Source organism: Vibrio sp. 1641 (assembly GCF_033339995.1).
GTDB classification, from domain to species: domain Bacteria; phylum Pseudomonadota; class Gammaproteobacteria; order Enterobacterales; family Vibrionaceae; genus Vibrio; species Vibrio alginolyticus.
Genome location: NZ_JAWOVP010000001.1, coordinates 585,680 through 610,597, shown reverse-complemented (window position 1 = coordinate 610,597; position 24,918 = coordinate 585,680). Strand labels below are relative to the sequence as shown.

Here is a 24,918-nt window from a genome sequence, read left to right as displayed (position 1 = left end):
GTTGAGCGTTGAAACATGAATCGTTTAGACAAAAATAAAACTCGTCAAATGACGAGTTTTATTCTTTATATCAGTCCGTTACTCTAGGCTTTTCAATTCCGATGTATCAACGCCTTTTATTGCATCTTTCGCCACTTTATCAGGATCAAAGACATCACGTTCTTCATATGAATTATCAATCATGCCTTGTCCTATCGCGGTCGCCTGCTTTTGTAACTTGTTACCCTCTACCTCACCAGCATCCCAGCCTTGTCGATAATCTGAGTCGGTTTGATACCTTGTTTCGTCCTTAATATAGTGTTCAAAATCATTCCCTGCCTCTTGCATACCACTATGCCGACCGTCATGAAAGCCTTAGATATAAGCTTCATCATAACCGCTCTCTTTTAACGCGCTGTCACTCGTACCACAGCCTGAGAGGAGAACAAAAAATAGCGAAACGAATACCTTATGAAACATATTTAGGCCTCAAAGCTTTCAAATAAATTAATCATAGTTCGCGATTTCAACTTCTGCTTACTTCAGGCTATTAGATAGCACTGTGACTCGACGAAGCCTGTGAACTTGAGTCCCTACAGTGAGTACAAAGCTGGACAAAGCATCACACCTACTGATAAACATTATACTCAACGCGCGTTTAATACTTCCATCGCAAGTGCTTCATCATCTTGCTCAGCCAAACCACTGATACCAATTGCACCGACGACTTTCCCCTCTTGTTCTACAGGTACACCACCCATAAAGCCTGTGATCTTTGGGTCAGTCCAATAACTCAACTGCTTACCCGTCTCACGAGCCCAAGCGCCCAGATTGCCGCTAGGTTGGCGGTCTCTAGCCGAGGTGTAAGCTTTGTTCTGTGCCAACAAACCTGCTTGTACGCTCACATCATCCATTCGGGCAAAACCGAGCAATTCACCATGCGTATCAACCACGGCAATCGCAATGTTTTGCTTGCGAACAGCAGCAATTTCCAATGCCGTTTGAATCAGAGTTTGAACTTGTACGTATTTCATTTTTCTCTCCTAAGGGATCTCATGACCAAGGGTTTTCTCGAACAATCCATACCAATGGCTGCGTGATAGCGTGACGTTCTCTACTTGAGCACAAGCGCGAATACGCTGTGGGTTTGCAGTACCAATAACAGGCTGAATTTGGTTTGGGTGACGCGTCAGGAAGGCTAAAACAATCGCCTCTGACGGCACGCCATATTCAGCTGCTAGCGCCATCACCATCTCCGCCGTCTGTCTGGTGTTGTGATCATCAGAATGTAAGCCACGCTCTGAGAATCTTCCTTGCGCCATACTGCCCCACGCTTGCAGTTGGATATTGTGCTTACGGGCATGTTCCAATGTTCCCGCAACGTAGTCAGATGCCGACGAAGGAAGCCCCATACCTTGCTTGAAGAAGTCAGACTTAGCCAGACTCATTTCCAACTGGTTCGCCACAACAACTTCGCCCGTTGCTTGTTGAAGAAGATCAATTTGAGCACTGTTCATGTTAGAAACACCGAAGTGGTTAACTTTGCCAGCTTGTTTCAGTGCTTGGAGCGCTGTGCCCAGTTCTTCAAATTCAACCAGAGGATCAGGACGATGCAGCATCAAAACATCAAGGTTTTCCACGCCAAGGCGCTCAAGAATGCCCTCAACAGAAGCCGTCACCCATTTGGCAGAGAAGTCATACTGCTTAACACCTTGCTCATCTCCTAGACGGATGCCGCACTTGGATTGCAGATAAATTCGTTCTCGTAAGGTTGAGTCATTGGCTAAGATGCGCCCAAACACTTCTTCAGCCTTACCGAATTTGTAGATATCCGCATGATCAAAGAGATTGATGCCAACCTCTAATGCTGCCTCTACAGCGGCATAAGCTTGGTTTTCATCTTGGGCGGTTAATGGGTTGCGATTCCACTCCCCTCCAAGTCCCATACAGCCGAAGACCAAGCGGCTAACGTTAGGTAAGGTTTTGGCGAGCGGTAGTGTTGGATTGTTCATCGTTATTCTCACTTTTCCGATTTCTGCATCTTCAATTTCTTAAATTAACTCGAACCATCTTACCGTTCGTAAAAATTAGTTTAATACCGTAAAATCGAATTCATTTTCCTCGTTACCGAACAATTAAAGCGAGCAATAAAGATGGCAGATTATAAGAGAATCGAAAAACTGATGCTGTTTGCTGAAGTGGCTCAAACACTCAACTTTTCTAGAGCAGCAGAGCAACTTGGCATTTCTAAAAGTTACCTGTCGGAACAAATCAAGCGTTTGGAATCGGAACTCGCCACGCCTTTGATTGTTCGAACCACACGCAGCGTGAGACTAACAGCAGAAGGTGAATCGATCTTTGCACAAGCGGAAGATCTCAAACGCCGCGTAATGGAAATGGAAAAGAGTTTAAGTCAGCGATCTGAACAAATAGACGGTCTGATTCGTCTTACCGCTCCCAAGATGTTTGCTGAAGCGGTGCTGCATGATTTGTGCGTAGCGTTTCGCGCTTTACATCCAAACGTAGAGTTCGAGATTCTTTCTAGCTATCAAGCGTTTAATCTGACGGAAACCAGCGTTGATTTTGCGTTTCGAGCGACAAGAACGCCGCCAGAGAATATGATTGCTCATCACCTTTTGGACTACCACCACTGGCTGGTTGCCTCTCCTCAGTATCTGCAAGAAGAAGGTACGCCGGAGACATTAGATGATTTACAAGAGCATCAATGCTTAACCACATTGCATCAAAAAGAGTGGCCGTTAAAAACGGGAACAGTTCAAACCCAAGGTTGGCTTTCAAGCAATGAAAACCGCTTACTCAAAGAATCAGCCCTGTCTGGCAATGGCATTGCTCGGTTAGCAAGTTACTTTGTCGAACAAGACGTTGAGCACGGCCGTCTAGTGCAGGTTCTATCGGAAGAAACCGACCACCAGCACAACGCGGTTTACTTGGTGTATCCGCAGCTCATCTATCAATCGGCGAAAACCAGAGCCTTCATTGAATTTGTGAAGCAGCACTTTGCTCAATAACTAAAGCAGTTAATCCGCCGACCACACCGAGCGAATATCTGGCCAACCCCAGTTAGTAAGAGCGACGTCTTCTAAAACGCCTTGGAAACGCAAAGTTTGTGTATGGTGGAACATGGGTGCAATCCAGTATTCGCTGATCAACGTCGATGCAATTGGCTCCAATGCATTAAGGTAGTCCTCAAGTGGAACGAAAGATCTGACTCTCTGTAGTTGTTCATCTAACCATTGTGCGTTCTTTTCTCCCAAAGTGTGGAATAGCACAGCGTTGCTGAAGAAGTTCGTGAACGCTGAGGCATGACGATTATCATCTAGGTTTATGTTCGTTACGACCATTGTCTCATTTAGCTCACCGTTCTTAGCCTTCTCGTTCAGCTCACGGTAGGAATACATAACAATTTCTACTTTACTGCCAACACTCGCCAAACGATTAGAAATAGCCCGCGCACAGCGACGCAATGCGGTATAGTTATATCCTGCTATCGTAATGTGTTTAGGTAACTTAAGCGGCTCACTGAACGGACGGAGCACTGGCTTCCAACCTGGTAGCAGGTTATAAGCGGGTATACTCCCAAACACAATATTCTCGCGGCGCATCACTTCGGCCAAGTGCTCAGGTTGAATTAGCTCACTAATATAACGGCGCTGCGCTAAAGAGAGTTTGTGCTTAGCGTGCTGATTAAATAAGGCGAATAAACAACCATCTTCTACTCGGCTACGCTTGCTCGCCGATGAGTTTTCTCGGTTTTGCGTCGACATATAGTGTCCACACAAATCCTCCGCGGGCGACGCATCCCTTTGCAACGTATTTGCTGCCAATGACGGGTTCTCCATTTGCTCGTCATTAACAATCCAGATAGTCACCAAATCCGTTAGAACTCTACATGCATAGTAACCATTAAATGCTTGCAGTTTTAAACGACTTTCATTGTGCTCGACAACAGAGAATGGGCCACTTCCGACCACCAGCTTGTTATTCGCTACGTTAACTTGGCTTACTGGTTGAATGCCGTATTTCACTCCAGAAATAAGTCCAGCAAAGCCCAAGTCAGCTCGATTAAGCTTAAAAACAACTTTCAATGGCGTTGGCGCAGTAATGTTAGCAACATGTGCCAACTCTTTTTCGTAGTACTGTAGTGAACTCAACTTTGCAAACAAGCTAACCACTGTTTCTGCATCAATGGAATTACCATTATGAAAAGTCAGACCTGGACGAAGGTAGAAAGTCCATTCGTAGGTGTCTTCGTCATAACGCCAGTGATGTGCGAGTTCTGGTTGCACTTTCCCATTGTTATCACTCGAAACTAAGCAACAATAGATTTGCCTTAATAAGAAACGTTCGCTGCTACGCTGAAGTTGATGTGGAACGACGCGCTCAAACATTCGCTTATAGGTTAATTGAATATTGAGCTGTCCTTCTTGAACAGAAGCACCAGACGTTGTTTTTAACAAACGGCCAAATGCCATTTCGTCTTCATCTAATATCGCCAGTGCTTTTTCATACTTGCCTAACTTGATACGTTCAAGAGCCAAGCTCTCTTTTAAAACGTCTAACTCCATATTCAGAATAAGAGTCGATCGTTGGTTCCGCCCAGCTTTCGGGTGCCAGCTCAACCACGCCTTCTGCTGCATCTGCGTTAGCAGGCTACGAGCATGCCGAGAAGAAGTGAACATGATGTCGGCAATGTCCTGTAACGTGGTTTTTGTTTCATCACCAACGCTAAACGAGAGTAATCGTTGGTAATAGCGAAACAAATTGAGATCAGACACTGAATCAACCTTAGATCTGTGAAGTTTGTGGATAGGAATAGTTTACTTAAGTTGGCGGTAATAAAATAAGAAAACTTCCTAATTATCTGTTCCCCTTTTCCACAATTAACCTCCAAATTCGGCTTTAAAGCCCCATATATTTACGTTATTAGGAAAAAAGCCAACAAAAGCACTCTCTTTTTTATATCCCCTTTTATACACATAATTTACTCGTCAGCTAAAGGAGGAAAAAATGAAGAAGCCAATGATGGCGTACTTTTTTCGCCAACGCCTAGCTCAATCGAGTAATAAAATAGAAGTGATGACTCTGGTTTATCTTAACGATATGTTCCAGTGGTCATAGCCTAACCTCAAGCAGAACTTAGCTCCTGATACTACACCCCCACTTCGTTGTATCTTAAGTTCTGCTTTTTCATCTTTTGCACTCTACTACCTTATTTCAGGTTACTAAAAGTTAACTAGTTGAAACACCGCAAAACAGAGTCTACATTGAAGTCTCATCCCCCAATCGCTTTGTTGAGAAAGGGGCATTCATGGATATACACCACCAATTCGGGAGTCAATATGGCAACTTCAGTGAAACTTAAAGCGGGCGACAGCTTCCCTCATCTTCAAGCCACTTTGCTAGATGGTTCAAGCGTGACGTTGGGTCAGCCGCAAGGTGATGCGACTTGGCAAGCAGTATTCGTTTATCGTGGTAAACACTGCCCTCTTTGTACTAAGTACCTCAACGAGCTTGAGAGTTACAAACAGGCTTTCGCTGATGCTGGCGTCGATATTCTTGCCGTTTCTGGCGACTCAAAAGCACAGCTAGAGGGGCATCTAGAGAAACTCGAAATCAGCTTCCCTATCGCTTACGGCCTGACCGAAGAACAAATGAAAACGCTAGGCTTGTATGTATCTATTCCTCGATCTGAACAGGAAACCGATCATAATTTCGCAGAACCAGGTCTGTTTGTGGTGAATGAACACGGCGACTTACACGTGGTGGATATTTCAAACAACCCGTTTGTTCGCCCTGAGCTTGGCGCGCTATCACGCGGATTGGCATGGATTCGCGATCCAAACAATAACTACCCTATCCGTGGCACATTGGATTACTAATATCTTCTACACCCAAGTAAACTTTCTATCCTTAAATAAGCTAGGATTCTTGCCTCAGTGAGAATAACTTGGAATGCATATCAGATCCGTGAGATCTGATATGTATCAACAAGTTGGAAATAGAGTCCTTGTTCATTATACAACGCCTTGATGAAAAACGAGATCAGTGAAGCTCAGGCTCCCCTCAAACGACGTTAAGTATTTACTTCTAAGTCACTTTCACGATAAATACATGAAATTAAGACTAAAAACTTAGACTTAACGGATATATAAATCATAACGGTATCTACACAAGTAGTTGGCTAGCGATTATTATCCTATTGCAGCCCACAATTGTGCAATTCTAATAATTCATACCATAAATGAAAACATAGATACCGTAAGAGACAAAATAAAAGCAAACGATTAAATTATAAATAAAACACCGTTCAATTAAAAATAAAAATTTTCACTTTATATAAATATAATTAATCGTTATTTGCAATCACACATCTTAATTGAGAAATACAGTATGAATAAAATCTCTTTGCTTTATATGGCCGTTTGTATCGGATTAGTTGGATGCGGTTCAGGAGGAAGCGACAACGATCCAGCAAAATATATACATCCCACCATTTCAAATCCGGAACAAGTCAACGCAATGATGGTGGACAAAGGTCATTTCTATTGTTCTGTAAACCAACAAAAACTGGAACACGGAGGGACATCTGCAAGCATGTCCTACCTGATTGAAAAGACAAGAAATTCTACGGTTGTCGATGATTATGAATGTACCGAATACGGTTTAAAGAAAGGTGAGTCAATTATCGTCACTAAAAGTGTAATTGAAAACTTTTCATACTCAAAACATTATAAAAGCACGAAGAAGAATGACATTCATGGGTTTAAAATCATCTACCCTACAGGCCTTACGACTCCGATTAATAAAGATTATGAAAAAATTACGATCACGTATAATACGGAGAGACCTGACGTTAACATTAAGATAATTCAATATTTTGACGAAAAGTCTAAATTATATACCATCAAAAAATATGAAAGCCACGTTAACGACAACTCACCAATAGGTTTAGTTGAGAAAGAGGAATTCGATAAATATTCCGATTTTGAAAAGAAACTGGAATTAAATAGTGCTTTTTTAAATTCAACTGAAGTGAGTGATTTATTCTACAACTTATTAAGTATGATAAAATAATAACTAAAAATCAAAAACTTAAAAAGTACGATTATGCTCAAGTAGCCTCGAAAGAGTACGTTGTTTTACGAAACAAATTACGATTTGAATGAAGCACATCTAAGTTACTTGAGCATAAAAGGCGATGTGTTGTTATCAGCTTTCAAAAGAGAGTAACGTTTGCGATTAACTACTTTGGTCTTAACGAAGCTCAATTTGATGCTTTTCAGACCAAATTCGCAAATCATCGAGAATCTTAAGTGCGGTACGGCCGAACTCTGTTAGTTCATAGCTGACTGCAATTGGGCGGTCGCTGATCACTTTGCGCACCACCATACCTTCCGCTTCTAGCTCTTTAAGGCGTTGATCGATCATCTTTTTACTTGCACCGCCTAGCATGCGTGCTAAGTCATTGAAACGAACTGGGCCGTCTTTCAAATGATAAATCAAAGAACCTTTCCATTTACCACCAATTAGACGCATCCCTTTCTCGATAGCACATGGCTCCGCACATACGTTCGCCACTGACTTACGACCTTTGCTATCTACACTGATTCTGCTTTCCACAATACACCTCAAGATACGCACCTAATCTAGGTAACGAAAAGTAAGCTAGATACATTTAGTGCTTTAGAGTAATAAAAACGTCACCTCGCCGCAAACAAATAAAAATGGACCGCATGTAGCAGTCCATCTCAATTCATCATTCAGTTCGCACTATCTTTCTAAAAGGATTAGAAGTTTTCGTTAATGTGAGCTTCGAAACGAACAAAATCGTTTTCGATATCTGCGTTCTTCATCACGTCGTAACAAGCGAATGTAGGCAGTGCTGACATACCAAAGAAGCGGAAGTTAGCGTGCATGTGGAACATCAAATCGTCCACGCCTTTACCTTGGAATAGGTATTCGCTCTCATCATCAAACGATTCTTCTGGCGCGTTGAATGTCAGTGACAGCATGTATTTGCTGTTGGTTTGAGTGCCGCCTGTACCATAGTTTTTCTTTGGTTCTTCTGCGCTACGGCCATCGAATGCACATAGTGCGCCGCCCATACCCGCAGTAAACACGTCGTCCATGTATTTTTTGAATGACCAAGGCACAGACATCCAGTTGATTGGGCTTTGGATGATCACGCGATCAGCCCACTCAAAGTGTGCGAGTTGCTCATCTACGTTGATCTCATCTTGCATTGTCACAACGCGAACCTCATGGCCTTTTGCTTGCAGAAGCGTCTGTGCTTTGTCGACAAGAGAAGCATTTAGACGACCTTCTGAATATGGTGATGGTTCGTGTGCATTGATGATCAGTACGTTGCTCATGGGATTACCTTTAAATAAGTTCACAAGATGACGCAGTAACCATTGTGCGTCGGATGTGGTTTATTATGGTAACCTAGAAATATAGTGCAATTAGTTAACTTTTAGTAACCTACTTAATTTTTTATTATATCACTGTTTTTAAAACATATATTTTTTCAATTTTTTATTCATCGTTATTTTACGATTAATTTTTTCATCGAGTTGTTGCATCTTCCACAGAGCAGGCGTACACTTTATCGCAATTCGACGATTAACTATTAAGGCCAGCGAATGAGTGATAAGTGCAAGGACACGTGCGAAGTTGTTTTTCAGACAACGCAACAACAGCTCGAGAAAGAACAAACTCTCGCAGCGCAAGCAAAAGCTTTGTCGCATCCAGCACGTTTGCGCATTCTGCATATCCTGCACACGCTCGATACCATGGGCGGTTGTTTGAACAGTGATTTGGTTTCTGAACTGGGTCTTGCGCAATCTACTGTTTCCGAGCACTTGCGTATTCTCAAGCAAGCAGGCTTTATCAGCGCCGAGCCAAACCCACCTAAGGTGTGTTACCGCATTCAACGCGACGCGTTTGATCAGTTCAATCTAGGATTTTCCAAGTTATTTGATTAATTCCCTTTGCACGCTGGTCAGGCGTGCAGAGATAAACTATACCTTTAACTATCGCCTTTCGACGATAAACGAATAAGAGAACACTATGACTACTCAAGTTTTAAATAGTGCCAGCGACAAAATGAGCTTCTTGGACCGTTACTTAACGGTGTGGATTTTTGTTGCAATGGCAATCGGTGTAGGTATTGGCGCAGCATTCCCTCAAGTTGCTGAGTGGAACGAGTCAATGTCAGTTGGTAGCACAAACGTACCGCTAGCGATTGGTTTGATTTTGATGATGTACCCGCCACTCGCAAAGGTGAACTACAACCTGCTAGGCACAGTGACGAAAGATAAAAAAGCAATCACGCTGTCTTTGGTCATGAACTGGATTGTCGGCCCTATTTTGATGTTCATCCTTGCATTGACTTTCCTAGGTGATCATCCGGGTTACATGGTTGGTATCATTCTGATCGGTCTTGCTCGTTGTATTGCGATGGTATTGGTATGGAACGATATCGGTGGTGGTAACAAAGAATACGGCGCAGCCCTAGTTGCATTAAACAGCGCTTTCCAAATCGTGACTTACAGTGTGATGGCATGGTTGTTTATCACTGTGTTGCCACCAGTCTTTGGTTACGAAGGTTTCGTAGTTGATATCTCGATGATGGACATCGCGGAAAGCGTTCTTATTTACCTTGGTATCCCATTCCTAGCGGGCTTCCTAAGCCGCAAATGGCTGGTCGCTGCGAAAGGTGAACAATGGTACAACGACGTATTCATCCCACGCATTTCACCAATTACGCTTATCGCCCTGCTTGCGACCATCGTACTGATGTTCAGCTTGAAAGGTGAAATGATTCTTGAACTGCCAATGGATGTATTCCGTGTAGCAATTCCACTGGCTATCTACTTTGTGTTGATGTTCTTTGTCAGCTTCTTCGTTGGTAAGAAAATGGGCATCGACTACGACAAAAACGCGTCAATTGCTTTCACGGCAACAGGCAACAACTTTGAATTGGCTATTGCGGTTTCTATCGCGGTGTTTGGCCTAAACTCAGACCAAGCTTTTGCTGGTGTCATTGGTCCGCTGATCGAAGTGCCTGTGTTGATTGCTTTGGTGAATGTAGCATTGCGAATGAAAGCCAAATATTATGGCTAACTTAAAAAGCACAAAAAATACAAAAGCGGTAAAACATTAACTCACTACCGTTTTAATATACTCGCTGGGCGTTAGGCCGAACTTACTTTTAAAGCGTTGGCTAAAACGCCCCTCTGACTGATAACCACACAACTGTGCGAGCATAGCAACGTTATACGAGCCATTTTGCATCAAGTAAAGTGCGTGATTTAAGCGCACTTCTGCCAATACTTCACGATACTGGGTACCTTCTTGTTTCAGTTTTCGTATCAATGTTGCTCGGCTCATAGCAAAGTGCCCCGCGACCATATCTAATGGATGCTCCTCCCCTGGAGAGCGCGATAAGTAACGACTAAGTTTCTGACTAAAAGAGATATGTGAACTCGAGAACAACCGATGCAATAACCCTCTCTCAGCTAGCTGCTGATATAGGCCCATAATCCAATAGCGTTGTGTCGCTTCACTTAAGCTTTCCCGCTCAAACGAAAACAAAGCATTTAACGTCGCTTGCAATGCTTTATCTGTCTCAACAACGGGTACATAGTTTCCTAATGCGTTGCTCATGCTTAGCTCCAACATTTCATCGCTAGGCACACAGTGAAAACTGAACATTCGAGAAAGAAATCGCCCTTGTAGAGGAAGATTTTCAAAATTTAGGGATGCATTTGCTTCACAAAGCATGATATTTGGATGATGGATGTCGAGTACTTCATCTTTCCAGAAAAGATGTTTACTCCCCTTAACAATCTGAATAAGGCTTGGGGAGTGAATCCTGACATTACGAAGCTTCTGCTGCTGCTCCGCACGAAACAGCGTAACCTGATATTGGTGACCCATTCTCTCCCCTTATATTCAATTATCGCGTGTAAGTCGTGGTTAATGTCGCTTTACCCAAAGCAACACTATTCAAAGTAAACCCTACAATGGCTGGTGGCGTGTTTTCATCCAAGTTCAGTTCTTCAGTTGGCAATGCCCACACCGTAAACTGGTAACGATGCATCCCATCATTCTTTGGAGGACACGCGCCGCCGAACCCCGTTGTGCCGTAGTCAATACGAGATTCTTTGCCGCCTAACTTGTTCATATCAATGCCTCGAGGTAGCTCGCTAACGGTGGATGGAATATTAAACGCTATCCAATGCCAAAAACCACTGCCTGTTGGTGCATCGGGGTCATACACGGTGATCGCAAAACTTTTTGTGCCCTTTGGAGCTTCTTTCCACATCAATTGTGGTGATTGATTCCCGCCATCACATCCCCAACCAGAGTATTCAAATGTCTTCGCCATCGGGTGGCCTTCTTGAATATCTCTACTCACGAGTTCAAATGCATGGGCAGAACCGACCGCAAAAACACTCAATACCAAAACTGACTTGTATATCGCTTTCATGTTTTTCTTCCTTTCAATGAATTCAACACTAGTCTAAATACCCAGCAGTCCGAATCCTTGTCAGTAAGTATCAAAAACCACAAAATAATCTATAATTTTGACACTTTAAGATTCTAACACAAACTTCTTACTCTCTTAATTGCACTTGGTTTATGCTAATTAATCGCTCACGGAATAAGGAAGGAAAATGGAATTGGATATCTACGTGGTGGACGCCTTCACCGATACGCAATTCAAAGGCAACTCAGCAGCGGTGATACCTTTAGAGGAATGGCTAGCCCCAGAATTGATGCAAAATATCGCGACAGAAAACAACTTGTCGGAAACGGCTTTTCTAAAATCCATTGGCGCAAACCGATATGAGATTCGTTGGTTCTCTCCGATTACTGAAATCGATTTCTGTGGACACGCGACACTGGCCTCGTCGTTAGTTCTGTTTGATGAGTTTGGCATTAATGGCACGATTGAATTTCATACTCTGGAAGTAGGAACCCTCACCGTAGAGAAGAATGCGCAAGGTAAGATCGAGATGACGTTCCCTGCTCGTCCTCCAAAAGCCGTTTCTGATATTCCCTCGGCATTGATTGAAGGCCTAAGTTGCGATGTGGAACGCGTACTGCTTAGCCCTCAAGCGTATTTCGTGGTGGTCGGCAACCAGCAGGAGGTACTTGAGGTTCAATACCGTTCAGAGCACCTCAAGACACTCGCTCCTTACGATGTGGTCGTTACCGCAAAAGGCGATCAACAAGACTTTGTATCTCGTTACTTTTGGCCTGCAAATGGTGGTGACGAAGACCCCGTAACTGGCTCGATTCACGCTGGATTAGCACCGTTCTGGACAGAAGAATTAGGCAAGACGTCACTGGTCGCTTACCAAGCTTCTCAGCGCGGAGGTATTTTGCACTGTGAAGTTACTGGCGAACAAGTAAGAGTATCTGGCGACGGCGTGCTCTACATGAAAGGCAAGATTTTTGTTTAAATGATATTCATGTAATCAACTTAAAAGAGCCAAGTAAAGCACGGCTTCCGCAGGATCAAGCCAGCTTCAATAATTAATCAATTGATGAATATTGAAGGAATTAACTTCCTAGCCGGACAAAACTGACTCACGTTACATTGAATGCAGTCCCACACTCTTCTATAGCTTGATACGATTTCGAGCTCACCTTCTTAGAGGAAGCGTCGCATGATGAAGCGAATCATTCTTTGCACCCTAGCCCTGACTCTTTTAACTGCCTGTTCCAAAGATGACGGACAGCAAGCCCTTGGTACGCTTGAGCGTGACCGCGTAACTTTTACTGCAACCTCTAGCGAGATAATTCGTGCCCTACCCATTAAGGAAGGCAGCCAAGTCACCGAAGGAGAAGTGCTGGTTCAGCTCGATACAAAGAACCAAGAAGCCGTTTTAGCTCACGCCGTTGCCGAACAAGCCAAGGCTGACGCCTATCTTTTGAAATTGACCAATGGTGAGCGACCAGAAGACATTGCCGCAGCGCAAGCTCGCGTTGCCAGAGCGGAAGCTCAATTGATTGAAGCGCAAAAGAACTACCAACGTAAAGCGGAATTAGTTCGTAAAAAGCTCATCAGCCAATCAGAAAAAGACACCGCTTTAGCAGCCAGAGATTCTGCCCGTGCAGAGCTAGACTCCTCACAAGAAGAGTTCAGCAAACTGACCGCTGGCTCTCGTCCTGAAGATATTGAACAAGCGAAAGCCGCACTCATGGCAGCAAAAGCCGATGTGGCACTGCAAGAACAGAAACTGGCAGAACTCACCATCACGGCCACGCGAGATGGCTTGTTAGATAACCTACCGTTTAACCTTGGCGAACGCGTTCCTGTGAATGGTGTGGTTGCTGTAATACAAGCCAGCCGCGTCCCATACGCTCGCGTTTATGTTCCTGCTAACTATCGAGTCGACTTTGTGCCTGGTAAAACGGTTAACGTGCATGTAGATGGCGTTGAGCAACCATATAGCGGCACCGTTCGTTGGGTAGCGACTGAGCCTTCATTTACGCCTTATTTCGCGCTTACCGAGGAAGAACGCTCGCGTTTGATGTACTTAGCAGAAGTCGACCTTCAAGACTCAGCACAACCCTTGCCTTCGGGCATTCCAGCGCAAGTGGATTTGGTGGAGTAAGCCAATGACCGAATACGCGATTCAAGCTGAAAATGTAGTGAAGAAGTTTGGTGACTTCACCGCCATCAACAACATCACGCTTAATGTGCCCAAAGGCAGTATTTATGGTTTTCTTGGCCCTAACGGTTGCGGTAAATCGACAACCATTCGTGTGTTGACTGGCTTGCTTAGCCCAAGTGAGGGCAATGTCGATGTACTCGGGCTAGAGATCCCAAAACAATCTGAGCTTCTGCGCCTCAAGATTGGCTACATGACACAAAAGTTCTCGCTTTATGATGACCTGACGGTTCAAGAGAATCTTGAGTTTATTGGACAAATCTTTGGTATGGAAACCAAGGCCCTGAAAGCTCGCATCGAAGAACAACTAGCCACCTACGGTCTCGACCAGTTGCGTAAACAGCGCGTCGGCGGAATGAGTGGCGGCCAGAAACAACGCTTGTCTCTCGCCGCAGCCACTATGCACAAGCCAGAACTGTTGTTTCTCGATGAGCCCACATCTGCGGTTGACCCAGAGAACCGACGCGATTTCTGGGAGCAGTTGTTTGATCTCTCTGACCAAGGCACGACGATTTTAGTCACAACGCACTACATGGATGAAGCAGAGCGCTGTCATCGTCTGGCTATTATGGAAGCGGGGGAAATCCGCGCCGATGGTGAGCCAGAAGAACTCATGGCCCAAATGGGCGTTAACATCGTTGAAGTCAAAGCGGATAACTTACGCGAGCTAAAAGAGAAAGTCATTCGACGCGAAGAAGTCCGTTCTGCCGCACAGCTCGGCATTCGCTTACGCATTTTGATCCACCAGCACATCGAACAACCGATCGAATGGTTAACCCAAACCTTTCCTGAGCTTGATGGCTGCGAGATGAACATTGCTCGTCCTAGCTTGGAAGATGTGTTTGTCAGCGTGACGGGAGAAGGTCGCCAATGATGAAATCTATTGCCCGCATGAAAGCGGTGATGATCAAAGAGATCCGTCAGCTTTCACGTGACCGCATTACCTTTGGCATGGTCGTAATGATCCCCCTGATTCAACTTCTGCTATTTGGCTTTGCCATTAATACGGATATTCGCAACATTCCCGTTGGCGTCGTCGATCAAAGTGGCAGCACTGCCGGGCGCGTGATCACTGAGTCCGTCAAAGTCACACAAGTGGTCGATGTGGTCGAAACCTTCGCTACCGCTTCTGAAGCCGAGCAAGCCATTCAAGACGGTTTGGTGCGAGCGGCTTTAATTCTACCTAGCGACCTAACCCAACGCATGGTGCAAGGTAGAGAGCTTGGCCAGTGGATTGTGGATGGCTCAGACACCATGATCAGCTCAGCGATTCTCTCACTGCAAACCATGCCGTTAACGGATTTTGATTTTGAGATACGCCCTGCCCCAACCAAAACCTTTGAAGTTGCGCTGTATTACAACCCGAGTCGGCGCTCGGCGGTGAACATTGTCCCCGGTTTATTGGGCGTGATTCTAACCATGACGATGATCTTGTTCACCAGCGCAGCCATTATTCGAGAACGGGAACGTGGCAATTTAGAGTTACTGATTACTACGCCAATCCACTCCATCGAACTCATGGTAGCGAAGATCATTCCCTACATCTTTGTTGGTCTGATACAGGTGTTTATCATTTTAGGCTTGGGTCATTGGATATTTGGTGTACCGATAAACGGCGCCATTAGTCAGATACTGTTTGGCACGCTGTTGTTTATCGCCGCGAGTTTAACCTTAGGTTTGGTGATATCCACCATTGCGACGACGCAGCTTCAAGCAATGCAGATGACGGTGTTTATTCTTTTGCCATCGATTCTTCTGTCCGGATTTATGTTCCCTTATGAAGGAATGCCCATCGCGGCACAATGGATATCCGAAGCGCTGCCTGCCACCCACTTTATGCGAATTATTCGTGGTGTGGTGCTGCGTGGTGCAGACCTAATGGAGCTATGGCGAGATACAGTTTGGTTACTTGGATTCACCGTTATCGGCCTTATTGTCGCTTCATTTCGCTTCAAAAAATCACTCGACTAATTCCACGATATTGCGTTCATTCCTTAAAAACAAAAATAGCCCCAACGAAGGGCTATTTTTTGTTTCTGTATTCATACACTGCGCTATCGAGCTCAACTCTCAGACAATATTAATAGTACTCACCGTAGGAACAATCTCGTAAATCGGAAATATTGTAGTTTTTCAAAGAGTTTATTTTAAAGTTGAACACTACCTGTTTACAGACAACGCCTTCGCGATCCGTGTACGTGATAATACCTTCACTGTACGCACGCTGACCATCAGAGGATGTCACGTCAGCAACAAGTTCCAAATGGCCCTTGTGCGCGTCTACGCGATTCATCATCTCAAACACATCGACCCACTCTTCGCGATTTGCCATTTGTATTAGCATGGACTTCGCCTGTGTTTCCAACTGCTGGGGGTATACATAATAACGGTTGTAACCAAAGTATGCGCACATAAGTAATAAAACGAGTGCAAATGAGGTTGTTCTTGTCATACAAGCTTCCTCTTGTTGTTATAAAAATCTTGCTTCGTTAATTCAGTATAGGAAGCGAGCAAAGTTTAGGTTATAGAACTTGCCCAAATAACAGGGGACAGTCAGAGACAGTCAATTCTATGACAAGCTCAACAACAAACTTTATTGCACTCTCATCATGGGCTTGAACAAAAATACGCCACAGAGACAGTAAGAAGTAAGAAGTAAGAAGTAAGAAGTAAGAAGTAAGAAAGGAAAACTAACCGGAGCGCGGTGATAACAGAAAAGTAAAAGGAGTTGGAAGAAAAAGACAATCCGAGTGAATGTAGTGAGAGCGGAAATCAAGATTAGATTATCCGCCCATCAACTAGGCTCAAATTGTCAGTGACCACAACAATGTGACTCACCGAATTTAAACGTGTTGGTAACTATCTTCGAGAGACTCTGTCTGCGTTGTTTTTTCGCTCACTTCCACTTTAACCGCAGCGACCTTGAACTCAGGGATCTTCGCATGCGGATCCGTCGCCGTTGTCGTTAAACGGTTGACTGGCGATTCAACAAAGTGGAATGGAATGAACACCACTCCTTTTTGAATACGCTTAGTCACAAAAGCATCAATCTCAATGCTGCCGCGACGTGTAGACACCGTCAGACGCTGACCATTACTGATGCCAAGTGCTTCTGCGTCTTCCACGCTCACCATCGCGCGAGGGCCAGCAAGGTTATCCAACCCTTTGGTTTTGCGCGTCATGGTGCCAGTGTGGAACTGCTCAAGTACGCGACCCGTCGTTAACACAAGTGGGTACTCTTCATCTGGCAACTCAGCCGCATAACGGAACGGTACACCCACCATCTGCCCTTTACCACGTGTAAACTGGGTTTGGTGCATGATGCGAGTACCTGCCGGGTTGTTCTTGTTGCTCGGCCATTGCACACCGTTTGGCGTAATGGCATCCCAACGAAGACCCGCGTATTGAGGTGTCACACGTGCGATTTCGTTAGTGATATCAGACACGCAGTGGTAATCCCAATCACTGCCCATGGCATTGGCAATTTCTTGAATAATCCACCAATCTTCTTTCGCTTCACCCGGCGCCGTTACGACAGGATTCACACGCTGAACACGACGCTCCGTATTGGTGAAGTGACCCGCTTTCTCTGCAAACGAGCAAGAAGGCAGAACCACATCCGCGTATTGCGCGGTTTCCGTTAAGAAGATGTCTTGAACCACCAAGAAATCGAGCGCTTCTAAACCTTCAATCACATGCGCTTGGTTCGGATCACTCAACACTGGGTTCTCACCCATGATGTACATACCACGAACGTCACGATGGCAAGCCGCATCAATGATTTCTGTCAGGGTTAGACCTTGCTCAGAAGGCAGATTAGGTGCGTTCCATTCAATCGCAAACTTCTGACGCACAATTGGGTTGTATACCTTTTGGTAGCCTGGGAAGCTGTTTGGCAAAGCGCCCATATCACACGCGCCTTGCACGTTTGATTGACCACGCAGCGGGTTGATACCACCACCTTCAATACCGATGTTGCCACACAGCAATTGCAGGTTAGCGATAGAACGCACGTTGTCATGACCTGTCGTGTGCTGAGTAATCCCCATCGAGTAGTACACAGCCGTACGATCTGCCGTACCGATCATGCGCGCCATTGCTTGAATGTCTTCGGCTTTTACGCCCGTAACCAACTCCACTTTATCGAGGTTGTAAGCTGGCGACATCACCTCTTGCAACAAGGTATCAAAGCCGTCGACACGTTCTTCGATGTACTCTTGATCGTACCAACCGTTCTTGATGATCTGCTGCATGACGCCGTTCAGGAGCATCACATCCGTACCCGGACGGTGCGCCATATACAGCTCTGCATGCTCCGCCATATCGACACGTTTCGGATCAGCCACAATCAAACGAGCGCCGTGGTGACGAATTGCTTGTTTGATGTGTGAAGCGATAATCGGGTGCGCCGATGTGGTATCCGAACCAATAATAAAGATCACATCAGAGTGCTTAATACTTGGGATGTCGTTGGTCATTGCACCACTACCGAGTGATGCCTCAAGACCTGTTACACTCGATGCGTGACACAAGCGCGCACAGTGATCGACGTTGTTAGTACCCAGTTCACGACGGACAAATTTTTGGAACGCGTAGTTGTCTTCGTTAGTGGTTTTCGCTGAAGAGAAACCCGCCAATGCGTTGCTGCCAAAATCTTGCTTGATGCCAGAGAACTTGCTCGCAATCAGTTGAATCGCCTCTTTCCAACTTGCAGGCTGCAACCAACCGTCTTTGCGGATCAATGGCGTGGTAAGACGCTCTTCACTGCCAATGAAATCAAAACCAAAGCGCCCTTTCACACACAGCATGCCTTGGTTCACTGGCGAGTCACCGCCCTTCACGTAACGAATCGTATTGGTTGCTTCATCCAAGAACATAGTCAACTTACAGCCCACACCACAGTATGTACAAATGGTGTCGACCGCTTTCAGATCTTCGGTACGACCTTGTGAACGGTCACGACTATCGACCATTGCGCCCGTTGGACACACTTGAACGCACGCGCCACATTGCACGCAGTTCGAATCACCCATTAGGGTTAAGCCATTCTTGTTACTTCCAAAGTGTGGACGATCGTCAGGACGTAATGCCGGACGACCTTGTTTATCGCACACGAAGTTCAGTACACCGTGTACGGCTTTGTCGCGGCACGCTTGGATGCACTGACCACAGCTAATACAGCGGTTAGCATCAAACTCAATAAACTCAGAACTGCGGTCAACTTCGTACTTATGACGCAAGTCTTTCGCACGAAGATCTAACCAATCTTGGTGTGATTTAATCTGCAAGGAGAAGTCAAAGCTTTGCTCGGCTTCATATTCGGTGGAGTAGTCACGTAGCGCACAATCGGTATTTGCCTGACAGCCACATTCTAGACAGCGCGCAGCTTCCTTCATCGCTTCTTCGTTATCAAAGCCTAACTCCACTTCAGCGAAACTTTGCTCGCGTTGTGCTGGAGTCAGTTCAGGCATGATAGAGCGAGCGACTTTCTGGATGTTCTCAAAGTGAAGCGGATCGACTTGAGAAAGTTTCTTCTCTTTGCGCGAGTTGAACGCCACCTTTGGCATGTCTGCCATATCGCCATTCAAAAACAGGTCAATCGCTTTTGCCGCAACGCGACCATCACCCACGGCTTCAACTGCCGTTGCTGGACCACGGCGGAAATCACCAATACTGAAGATGTTACCCGTGCCTGTGTGCATGGTCTTTTCATCTGCATCGGAGGTGTTCCAACGCGTAAGCGGAATCGACAAATCTTCGCCCTCTAGGAAGCTCAGATCTGGCTTTTGCGATACTGCCGCAATCACGGTGTCGAACTCTTCGGTGAAGAACTCGCCGGTTGGTTTAGGGCTTCGACGACCAGATGCATCCGGCTCACCCAACGCCATGCGTTCTAGACGAATCGCATTCACGCGTCCGGTTTCATCGGCAAGGTTTTCTGCCGGGTTGGTTAAGAAGTGGAATTTCACCCCTTCGTGTTCCGCTTCGACAATCTCGTAGTCTTCTGCCGGCATTTCGTCACGGGTACGACGATAAATCAACGTGGTGTCTGCACCAGCACGACGCGCAGTACGAGCACAGTCAATTGCTGTGTTACCACCACCGATCACCGCGACTTTATGACCCGTTACATAGTTTTGCTCAGTAACGTAATCTTTAAGGTAATCAACGCCTAAGTAGCAACCTTCAAGGTCGCTGCCTGTGTAATGCATTTCAACCGCTTGAGACGCGCCAACAGCCAAACACACTGCGTCGTATTCTTCACTCAATTGAGAAAGCGTGAAATCCACACCCAGCTTTTGATTGGTGTGAACTTGCATGCCATTGCGGCACATCAGTTCGATTTCTTTATCGAGAATGTCTTTTGGTAAACGGTATTCTGGAATGCCATAACGCAACCAACCGCCCGCTTTTGGCATGGATTCAAAAACCGTAACGTCGTAGCCTTCGTTCGATAGGTAGTAGCCAGCTGTCAGACCACCAGGACCACTGCCGACGACGGCAATGTTCAAACCTTTGCTTGGTTTCTTTTCTGGTACGTAGGCTTCATGCGCAGACAAATCCGCATCCGCGGCATGACGTTTAAGCTGACGAATTGCAATAGGCTCATCGACTAACGAACGGCGACATTCGCTCTCACAAAATGCCGGGCATACGCGGCCAATCGATAACGGCATAGGAAGCGTACGCTTAATCACTTCAATCGCTTTTTGATGATCGTTCTGTGCGATGTGATAAAGGTACGATTGGATATCCACGCCCGCAGGACACGCGGTTTTACATGGCGCTTCACAATCGGCGTAATGGTCCGTCATGATGCGGTTGAGTGCTTTTCTGCGGTGCTCGCTTAATTGTTCTGATTGCGTGACCACATTAAGGCCGCGGTAAACTTCGAGTTCACACGCACGCTTAGTACCGCCACTTTCGACTTCAACCTCACACAAGTCACACGGTACTTTTTCATTACTTTTGTTCATTCCGCACAGCGATGGGATCTCGACCCCACACACTTTTGCTGCTTCTAAAAGGGTTAGACCCTCTTCTACAATTCTATATTTTCCATCGATGACAATTTCTATCATGCAACCCCCGCAGCAAAGCAAATCCAAATCTGCACAAGTAAAACCATGCATTCTATAAGGATAATCATTTGTAAGACAAGTTAGTGTGATGTAAAACTTATAAACCACATTTTTCACGTGTCATAAAAAGCGAGGGCTTCTTTCGCTAACTTTCAACACTCGGTATTTAACAAACGTTTTACTCCCTCGAAAGTGCGAAAACTGAAGGGGTGGACTATTTTGATAATAAGAGTAATAAATGATTGACCTTACCCTTAGGTTAACCTTTAGAATCGAAGGGTTTTCATCATTTTCATCAAACACATGGGAAAGGGTATGCACTTAAAATCGCTGCATACAATCTGGTTAACTCTCTTCACGACACTAGTGCTATTAGTATCTAGTGTGGCGAACAGTGAGCCGTTGATGAATATTCAAATGATGTCTACTGGCATGGCTCATCATCCTTCTATGATGAGTGACAGCGAACACTGCGGTATGCCTCGCATGATGGACGTCTCCATGACTGACGCTTCTATGTCCGAAGATGGCGATGCAAGAGAAACCAGCATGAACTGTGGTGGAGGCTCCGGCATGGTTCATACCTGCTGTACTGCCGCGTGTACGATAGTTTTCGTCCCCCTACCGAATCCTATCAATAGCCCAATGCCCGTCGTCTATCGCGCAACTATTACTCCTGAAGTTGCTTCCCCTGTCGTACACGTAAGCCGCGACCTATACCGACCTCCTATAGCCTAAATCCGTCCTAGCATTCGACCCTGCGCGTGTATCGCAGGCTGTTTTAATGCGCCTGAACGATGAGGTAACAAGGCTTTACTGTTCCCGCAATAAAATCCGCACCTCCATCGATCCGGCGAACACTGGATTTAGATTATGGATATCAAACCATACCGCTTAGCTGCACCTATTTTTATGGTGGCTCTGGTCGCTGCGCCAACCTTGGTTAACGCCGCTGGTAAAGAGACGCACGCAGCACAAAATTCCGCATCAAGTGAGCGAGCTTCGACGACCAAGCTTGCCCAACTGATCAACGTCGCTTTGAGTAACGATGGCAATCGTAAGCAATACTCAGCGCAATCTGCTGCCATGCGTGAAACGGGCGTCGCGAGCGCGACCTTGATGGACCCAAAACTGAAAGTGGGTTTTGGCGGCTTGCCTGTCGACAGCTTCAAATTCGATGAAGACCCAATGACCAATATCTCCGTTGGTTTAATGCAACAGTTTGAGCGTGGCTCTACGCTTGATTTACAGCAGAAGAAAGCCAATCAACAAGCCGACGGCCTTGGGCTTCAAGTTCATGCTCGTGAGCTTGAGGTAGCCAACAGCATGACTCAACTTTGGTTAGAGCTTGGTTACCAGCAACGCGCTGAACAAATCATGCTTGAGAATCGCAAGTTGATGAAGGAGATGGAAAGCTTTATTCAAACCAACTATTCGATTGGTAAGAGTGAAGCGCAAGATCTGCTCAACGCCCAGCTTCAAGTCAGTAAGTTAGATGAGAAACTGCAAGCCAATGCACAAATGCAACGTCGTCTTATCTCTCAACTCTCCGAATGGTTGGGGTCAGATTGGTTGGCAAACGAACAGGCTTTGCACGCGAGCAACCAATTGAACTGGGACACACTGAACAGCAAACTTGCTGCCAGTCAGGGTTCCACCAAGCATTATCAGCAACTCAGCCAACACCCGATGGTTAAGATGGCCGACGTCAGCATTTCTGCCAATAAAACGCAGGTGGAAATTGCTGAGCAAGCCTACAACCCGCAGTTTGGCGTCGAAGTAATGTACGCCTACCGCCAAGCCGACAACATGATGGGTGAGCCCGCCTCTGATTTGGTTAGCGCTTACCTCACCATGGACATTCCGTTGTTTACGGGTGACCGCCAAGATCGCAATCTTGCTGCCGCTCAATACCAAGTTGGCGCGGCACAATCGCAAAAAGACACCTTACTAACGCAGATGAATGCCAAGGTGAACACTTTGCTGGTTGATCGCGGCAACTTAACCCAGCGTTTAGAACGTTATCAATCCACCTTATTGCCTCAAGCGAAAGCGCGCATTCAAGCCGTTGAGCGGGGTTATCAAAACAACACAGCGCAGTTTAACGATGTGATTTCCGCCACGACTGACGAGTTGGCTCTGCAATTGGAGCAACAACGTCTACTGACCGATCTCAACATCGCAAACAGCAATTTAGCCACCCTACTCGGTGGTTTCGACTACCAAGTGGCTTCACCGGAAGCTCGCTCTATTTCGACATATTAATTTGTGATTCCCCAAGACAGTTGGGGCTGCAGCTAGACGGCAAACGAGAGAATCCCATGAGCACTTTCCCTTATAAACCAAGGGATCTTCTATGTGATTTGGGTGAACGAGAGCAGGCAACAACGCTGTAGCGTCAAATGTGAAGGGGAAAATAAGGTAAAACAATGAAAACATTAAAAATTGCAACCATCGCGCTGATTGTTGGTGGTGCTTTAGGGTTTGGTGCTAATCATTTTCTTACGGGCTCGGCTCACGACATGAGTGCAATGGGTGGCAAATCTGCTGCAAGCTCTAATGATCCACTTTACTGGGTTGCCCCAATGGATCCGAATTACAAACGCGACAAACCGGGTAAGTCCCCAATGGGCATGGATTTGATTCCGGTTTACGCAGAAGACCTATCCGGTGAACAAGACGCACCGGGTACAGTGACTATTGACCCTTCAGTAGAAAACAACCTCGGGGTTAAAACCGCAAACGCGACACTGCAACAGCTATCACCACGCATCGAAACGGTTGGCTATATTGCCTTTGATGAAAGTCTGTTATGGCAAACCAACGTTCGTGTGGCGGGTTGGGTAGAAAAACTCTACATCAATGCCGTGGGTGAGAAAGTGAAGAAAGGCGATGTGCTTTTCACGCTCTACTCTCCAGAACTGGTTAAAGCACAAGAAGAATTGCTGAATGCGTACCGCACTGGCCGCAAAGGTCTTGTAAAAGGCGCGACCGAACGCTTGGTAACGCTTGGTGTTGACCGCGCTCAAATCAAATCCATTACTCGTAGTGGTAAAGCATCGCAAACCATTGAAATCAAAGCGCCTGCTGATGGCGTTATCGCGAGCTTAAACGTGCGTGAAGGTGGCTATTTATCCCCTGCTCAAGCGGTGATCAGTGCAGGTCCTTTGGACAATGTTTGGGTTGATGCAGAAGTCTTTGAGCGTCAAGCACACTGGATGAAAGCGGGCTCTCAAGCCACGATGACCCTTGACGCGATTCCGGGCAATGAATGGCAAGGTGTCGTAGATTACGTGTACCCAATCCTCGATCCGAAAACACGTACGTTGCGTGTGCGTCTTAAATTCCCTAACCCAGATGGCGCATTGAAGCCAAACATGTTCGCCAATATTGCCTTGCAGCCTGTCACTGACGACGCAGTGTTAACGATTCCTAAGTCATCTGTTATCCGCTCTGGCGGTATGACTCGCGTTGTTCTGGCGGAAGGTGATGGCAAATACCGTTCTGCTCGAATTGAAGTTGGCCGCGAAGCTGGCGAACAAATCGAAGTATTACAAGGACTTAAACAAGGCGACAAGATCGTTACTTCATCTCACTTCATGCTCGATTCTGAATCAAGCCAGTCTGCGGATCTGTCTCGCATCAATGGTGTAGAAGCAGCGGCAGAAACAGCATGGGCCAAAGGTGAGGTCACAGACGTAATGAAAGATCACCGCATGCTGACCATCAACCACCAGCCTGTACCAGAATGGGATTGGCCGGGCATGGTAATGAACTTCACTTTCGCAGATAGCGTTGAGATGGGTGACTTGAAAAAAGGTCAGGCTATCGAATTTGAAATGCAAAAGACGGAGTCCGGTCAGTACCAAATCGTCAACTATAAGGCTGATGAAAGCGTCATTGCCGCAGAAGTTTGGCTAACTGGTGACATCACCATGCTGATGGCCGACTTTGGCATGATCACCTTAAACCACTTACCGGTTGCAGAATGGAACTGGGATGCGGGTGAGATGAACTTCTCTGTGGGTGAAGACGTTGATCTATCGGGTTTTGAAGAAGGACAGAAAGTTCGGTTTCTAGTTGAAAAACAAGGATCTGACTACGTTCTTAAACAGCTAGTTCCTGCAACATCAGCCGTCGAGGGTTAA

General features: G+C 45.9%; 22 protein-coding genes. 12 read left to right on the top strand and 10 right to left on the bottom strand.

Annotated elements, in window-relative coordinates; all coding sequences use genetic code 11:
• Positions 1–78 precede the first annotated feature (78 nt).
• The 3 genes from R7Z47_RS02740 to R7Z47_RS02730 form a co-directional block, all read right to left on the bottom strand.
• Positions 79–327, bottom strand: coding sequence for a hypothetical protein (locus R7Z47_RS02740; protein WP_005385163.1), 249 nt, complete (start codon positions 325–327; stop codon positions 79–81).
• A 299-nt stretch (positions 328–626) separates the two neighbouring features.
• Complete coding sequence (locus tag R7Z47_RS02735) at positions 627–1,013, bottom strand: GlcG/HbpS family heme-binding protein (RefSeq protein ID WP_170893337.1); 387 nt, start codon at positions 1,011–1,013, stop codon at positions 627–629.
• A gap of 9 nt (positions 1,014–1,022) precedes the next feature.
• Positions 1,023–1,991, bottom strand: coding sequence for an aldo/keto reductase family oxidoreductase (locus R7Z47_RS02730; RefSeq protein WP_170893338.1), 969 nt, complete (start codon positions 1,989–1,991; stop codon positions 1,023–1,025).
• 141 nt (positions 1,992–2,132) lie between these two features.
• On the opposite strand from R7Z47_RS02730, the gene R7Z47_RS02725 reads away from it, so the two are divergent.
• Positions 2,133–3,008: a LysR family transcriptional regulator gene (locus R7Z47_RS02725; RefSeq protein ID WP_136976484.1), complete on the top strand. Its 876-nt coding sequence runs from the start codon at positions 2,133–2,135 to the stop codon at positions 3,006–3,008.
• A gap of 9 nt (positions 3,009–3,017) precedes the next feature.
• Here R7Z47_RS02725 and R7Z47_RS02720 read toward each other — a convergent pair whose 3' ends face one another.
• Positions 3,018–4,775, bottom strand: coding sequence for an SgrR family transcriptional regulator (locus R7Z47_RS02720; RefSeq protein WP_136976485.1), 1,758 nt, complete (start codon positions 4,773–4,775; stop codon positions 3,018–3,020).
• Between the two features lie 564 nt (positions 4,776–5,339).
• On the opposite strand from R7Z47_RS02720, the gene R7Z47_RS02715 reads away from it, so the two are divergent.
• On the top strand, positions 5,340–5,879 hold the full coding sequence (locus R7Z47_RS02715; RefSeq protein ID WP_005385152.1) for a redoxin domain-containing protein: 540 nt from the start codon (positions 5,340–5,342) through the stop codon (positions 5,877–5,879).
• A gap of 511 nt (positions 5,880–6,390) precedes the next feature.
• Positions 6,391–7,074, top strand: a complete 684-nt coding sequence (locus R7Z47_RS02710; RefSeq protein WP_115386741.1) for a hypothetical protein — start codon at positions 6,391–6,393, stop codon at positions 7,072–7,074.
• Between the two features lie 180 nt (positions 7,075–7,254).
• Here R7Z47_RS02710 and R7Z47_RS02705 read toward each other — a convergent pair whose 3' ends face one another.
• On the bottom strand, positions 7,255–7,620 hold the full coding sequence (locus R7Z47_RS02705) for a winged helix-turn-helix transcriptional regulator (protein WP_005375456.1): 366 nt from the start codon (positions 7,618–7,620) through the stop codon (positions 7,255–7,257).
• A 167-nt stretch (positions 7,621–7,787) separates the two neighbouring features.
• Positions 7,788–8,372 carry an NAD(P)H-dependent oxidoreductase gene (locus R7Z47_RS02700; RefSeq protein ID WP_017635228.1) on the bottom strand — a complete coding sequence of 195 codons (585 nt, stop codon included), beginning with the start codon at positions 8,370–8,372 and terminating at the stop codon, positions 7,788–7,790.
• Between the two features lie 270 nt (positions 8,373–8,642).
• Between R7Z47_RS02700 and R7Z47_RS02695 the strand changes: the two genes are divergently transcribed.
• Positions 8,643–8,984 carry an ArsR/SmtB family transcription factor gene (locus tag R7Z47_RS02695; protein WP_005375451.1) on the top strand — a complete coding sequence of 114 codons (342 nt, stop codon included), beginning with the start codon at positions 8,643–8,645 and terminating at the stop codon, positions 8,982–8,984.
• An 85-nt stretch (positions 8,985–9,069) separates the two neighbouring features.
• A complete protein-coding gene (gene arsB / locus R7Z47_RS02690) occupies positions 9,070–10,125 on the top strand; it encodes an ACR3 family arsenite efflux transporter (RefSeq protein ID WP_005385145.1) in 1,056 nt (351 codons plus the stop codon).
• A 36-nt stretch (positions 10,126–10,161) separates the two neighbouring features.
• Here the strand turns inward: arsB and R7Z47_RS02685 are convergent, their stop codons facing one another.
• Positions 10,162–10,941 (bottom strand): AraC family transcriptional regulator, encoded by a 780-nt coding sequence (locus R7Z47_RS02685; protein WP_005385142.1) that lies wholly within the window; start codon positions 10,939–10,941, stop codon positions 10,162–10,164.
• A gap of 19 nt (positions 10,942–10,960) precedes the next feature.
• A complete protein-coding gene (locus R7Z47_RS02680; RefSeq protein WP_017635230.1) occupies positions 10,961–11,494 on the bottom strand; it encodes a YbhB/YbcL family Raf kinase inhibitor-like protein in 534 nt (177 codons plus the stop codon).
• 187 nt (positions 11,495–11,681) lie between these two features.
• Here R7Z47_RS02680 and R7Z47_RS02675 point away from each other — a divergent pair, with 187 nt between their 5' ends.
• The 4 genes from R7Z47_RS02675 to R7Z47_RS02660 all read left to right on the top strand — a co-directional run bounded on the left by R7Z47_RS02675 (position 11,682) and on the right by R7Z47_RS02660 (position 15,659).
• Positions 11,682–12,473: a PhzF family phenazine biosynthesis protein gene (locus R7Z47_RS02675; RefSeq protein WP_115386742.1), complete on the top strand. Its 792-nt coding sequence runs from the start codon at positions 11,682–11,684 to the stop codon at positions 12,471–12,473.
• 207 nt (positions 12,474–12,680) lie between these two features.
• The gene (locus tag R7Z47_RS02670; RefSeq protein ID WP_373417462.1) at positions 12,681–13,631 is read left to right on the top strand and encodes an HlyD family secretion protein; all 951 of its coding nucleotides are present in this window, start codon (positions 12,681–12,683) and stop codon (positions 13,629–13,631) included.
• A gap of 4 nt (positions 13,632–13,635) precedes the next feature.
• On the top strand, positions 13,636–14,562 hold the full coding sequence (locus R7Z47_RS02665) for an ABC transporter ATP-binding protein (protein ID WP_213885946.1): 927 nt from the start codon (positions 13,636–13,638) through the stop codon (positions 14,560–14,562).
• On the top strand, positions 14,562–15,659 hold the full coding sequence (locus R7Z47_RS02660; protein ID WP_318129836.1) for an ABC transporter permease: 1,098 nt from the start codon (positions 14,562–14,564) through the stop codon (positions 15,657–15,659). The genes R7Z47_RS02665 and R7Z47_RS02660 overlap by 1 nt, the downstream gene beginning before the upstream one ends.
• Positions 15,660–15,768: 109 nt before the next feature.
• Here the strand turns inward: R7Z47_RS02660 and R7Z47_RS02655 are convergent, their stop codons facing one another.
• A complete protein-coding gene (locus tag R7Z47_RS02655) occupies positions 15,769–16,140 on the bottom strand; it encodes a hypothetical protein (RefSeq protein ID WP_005375433.1) in 372 nt (123 codons plus the stop codon).
• 391 nt (positions 16,141–16,531) lie between these two features.
• A complete protein-coding gene (fdhF, locus tag R7Z47_RS02650) occupies positions 16,532–20,770 on the bottom strand; it encodes a formate dehydrogenase subunit alpha (RefSeq protein WP_318129804.1) in 4,239 nt (1,412 codons plus the stop codon).
• A 315-nt stretch (positions 20,771–21,085) separates the two neighbouring features.
• Here fdhF and R7Z47_RS02645 point away from each other — a divergent pair, with 315 nt between their 5' ends.
• The 3 genes from R7Z47_RS02645 to R7Z47_RS02635 all read left to right on the top strand — a co-directional run bounded on the left by R7Z47_RS02645 (position 21,086) and on the right by R7Z47_RS02635 (position 24,918).
• Positions 21,086–21,508, top strand: coding sequence for a hypothetical protein (locus R7Z47_RS02645; protein ID WP_318129803.1), 423 nt, complete (start codon positions 21,086–21,088; stop codon positions 21,506–21,508).
• A 135-nt stretch (positions 21,509–21,643) separates the two neighbouring features.
• The gene (locus R7Z47_RS02640; protein WP_045394664.1) at positions 21,644–23,035 is read left to right on the top strand and encodes a TolC family protein; all 1,392 of its coding nucleotides are present in this window, start codon (positions 21,644–21,646) and stop codon (positions 23,033–23,035) included.
• Between the two features lie 164 nt (positions 23,036–23,199).
• Positions 23,200–24,918 carry an efflux RND transporter periplasmic adaptor subunit gene (locus R7Z47_RS02635; protein ID WP_318129802.1) on the top strand — a complete coding sequence of 573 codons (1,719 nt, stop codon included), beginning with the start codon at positions 23,200–23,202 and terminating at the stop codon, positions 24,916–24,918.

Excerpts from the sequence above, each read along its gene's own strand:
- R7Z47_RS02685 (WP_005385142.1), bottom strand. The coding sequence starts at position 10,941 with ATGGGTCACCAATATCAGGTTACGCTGTTTCGTGCGGAGCAGCAGCAG.
- R7Z47_RS02660 (WP_318129836.1), top strand. The coding sequence starts at position 14,562 with ATGAAATCTATTGCCCGCATGAAAGCGGTGATGATCAAAGAGATCCGT.
- R7Z47_RS02680 (WP_017635230.1), bottom strand. The coding sequence starts at position 11,494 with ATGAAAGCGATATACAAGTCAGTTTTGGTATTGAGTGTTTTTGCGGTC.
- R7Z47_RS02725 (WP_136976484.1), top strand. The coding sequence starts at position 2,133 with ATGGCAGATTATAAGAGAATCGAAAAACTGATGCTGTTTGCTGAAGTG.
- R7Z47_RS02645 (WP_318129803.1), top strand. The coding sequence starts at position 21,086 with ATGCACTTAAAATCGCTGCATACAATCTGGTTAACTCTCTTCACGACA.
- R7Z47_RS02640 (WP_045394664.1), top strand. The coding sequence starts at position 21,644 with ATGGATATCAAACCATACCGCTTAGCTGCACCTATTTTTATGGTGGCT.
- R7Z47_RS02715 (WP_005385152.1), top strand. The coding sequence starts at position 5,340 with ATGGCAACTTCAGTGAAACTTAAAGCGGGCGACAGCTTCCCTCATCTT.
- R7Z47_RS02670 (WP_373417462.1), top strand. The coding sequence starts at position 12,681 with ATGATGAAGCGAATCATTCTTTGCACCCTAGCCCTGACTCTTTTAACT.
- arsB (WP_005385145.1), top strand. The coding sequence starts at position 9,070 with ATGACTACTCAAGTTTTAAATAGTGCCAGCGACAAAATGAGCTTCTTG.
- R7Z47_RS02675 (WP_115386742.1), top strand. The coding sequence starts at position 11,682 with ATGGAATTGGATATCTACGTGGTGGACGCCTTCACCGATACGCAATTC.
- R7Z47_RS02700 (WP_017635228.1), bottom strand. The coding sequence starts at position 8,372 with ATGAGCAACGTACTGATCATCAATGCACACGAACCATCACCATATTCA.
- R7Z47_RS02655 (WP_005375433.1), bottom strand. The coding sequence starts at position 16,140 with ATGACAAGAACAACCTCATTTGCACTCGTTTTATTACTTATGTGCGCA.
- R7Z47_RS02695 (WP_005375451.1), top strand. The coding sequence starts at position 8,643 with ATGAGTGATAAGTGCAAGGACACGTGCGAAGTTGTTTTTCAGACAACG.
- R7Z47_RS02635 (WP_318129802.1), top strand. The coding sequence starts at position 23,200 with ATGAAAACATTAAAAATTGCAACCATCGCGCTGATTGTTGGTGGTGCT.
- R7Z47_RS02740 (WP_005385163.1), bottom strand. The coding sequence starts at position 327 with ATGCAAGAGGCAGGGAATGATTTTGAACACTATATTAAGGACGAAACA.
- R7Z47_RS02665 (WP_213885946.1), top strand. The coding sequence starts at position 13,636 with ATGACCGAATACGCGATTCAAGCTGAAAATGTAGTGAAGAAGTTTGGT.
- R7Z47_RS02735 (WP_170893337.1), bottom strand. The coding sequence starts at position 1,013 with ATGAAATACGTACAAGTTCAAACTCTGATTCAAACGGCATTGGAAATT.
- R7Z47_RS02730 (WP_170893338.1), bottom strand. The coding sequence starts at position 1,991 with ATGAACAATCCAACACTACCGCTCGCCAAAACCTTACCTAACGTTAGC.
- fdhF (WP_318129804.1), bottom strand. The coding sequence starts at position 20,770 with ATGATAGAAATTGTCATCGATGGAAAATATAGAATTGTAGAAGAGGGT.
- R7Z47_RS02710 (WP_115386741.1), top strand. The coding sequence starts at position 6,391 with ATGAATAAAATCTCTTTGCTTTATATGGCCGTTTGTATCGGATTAGTT.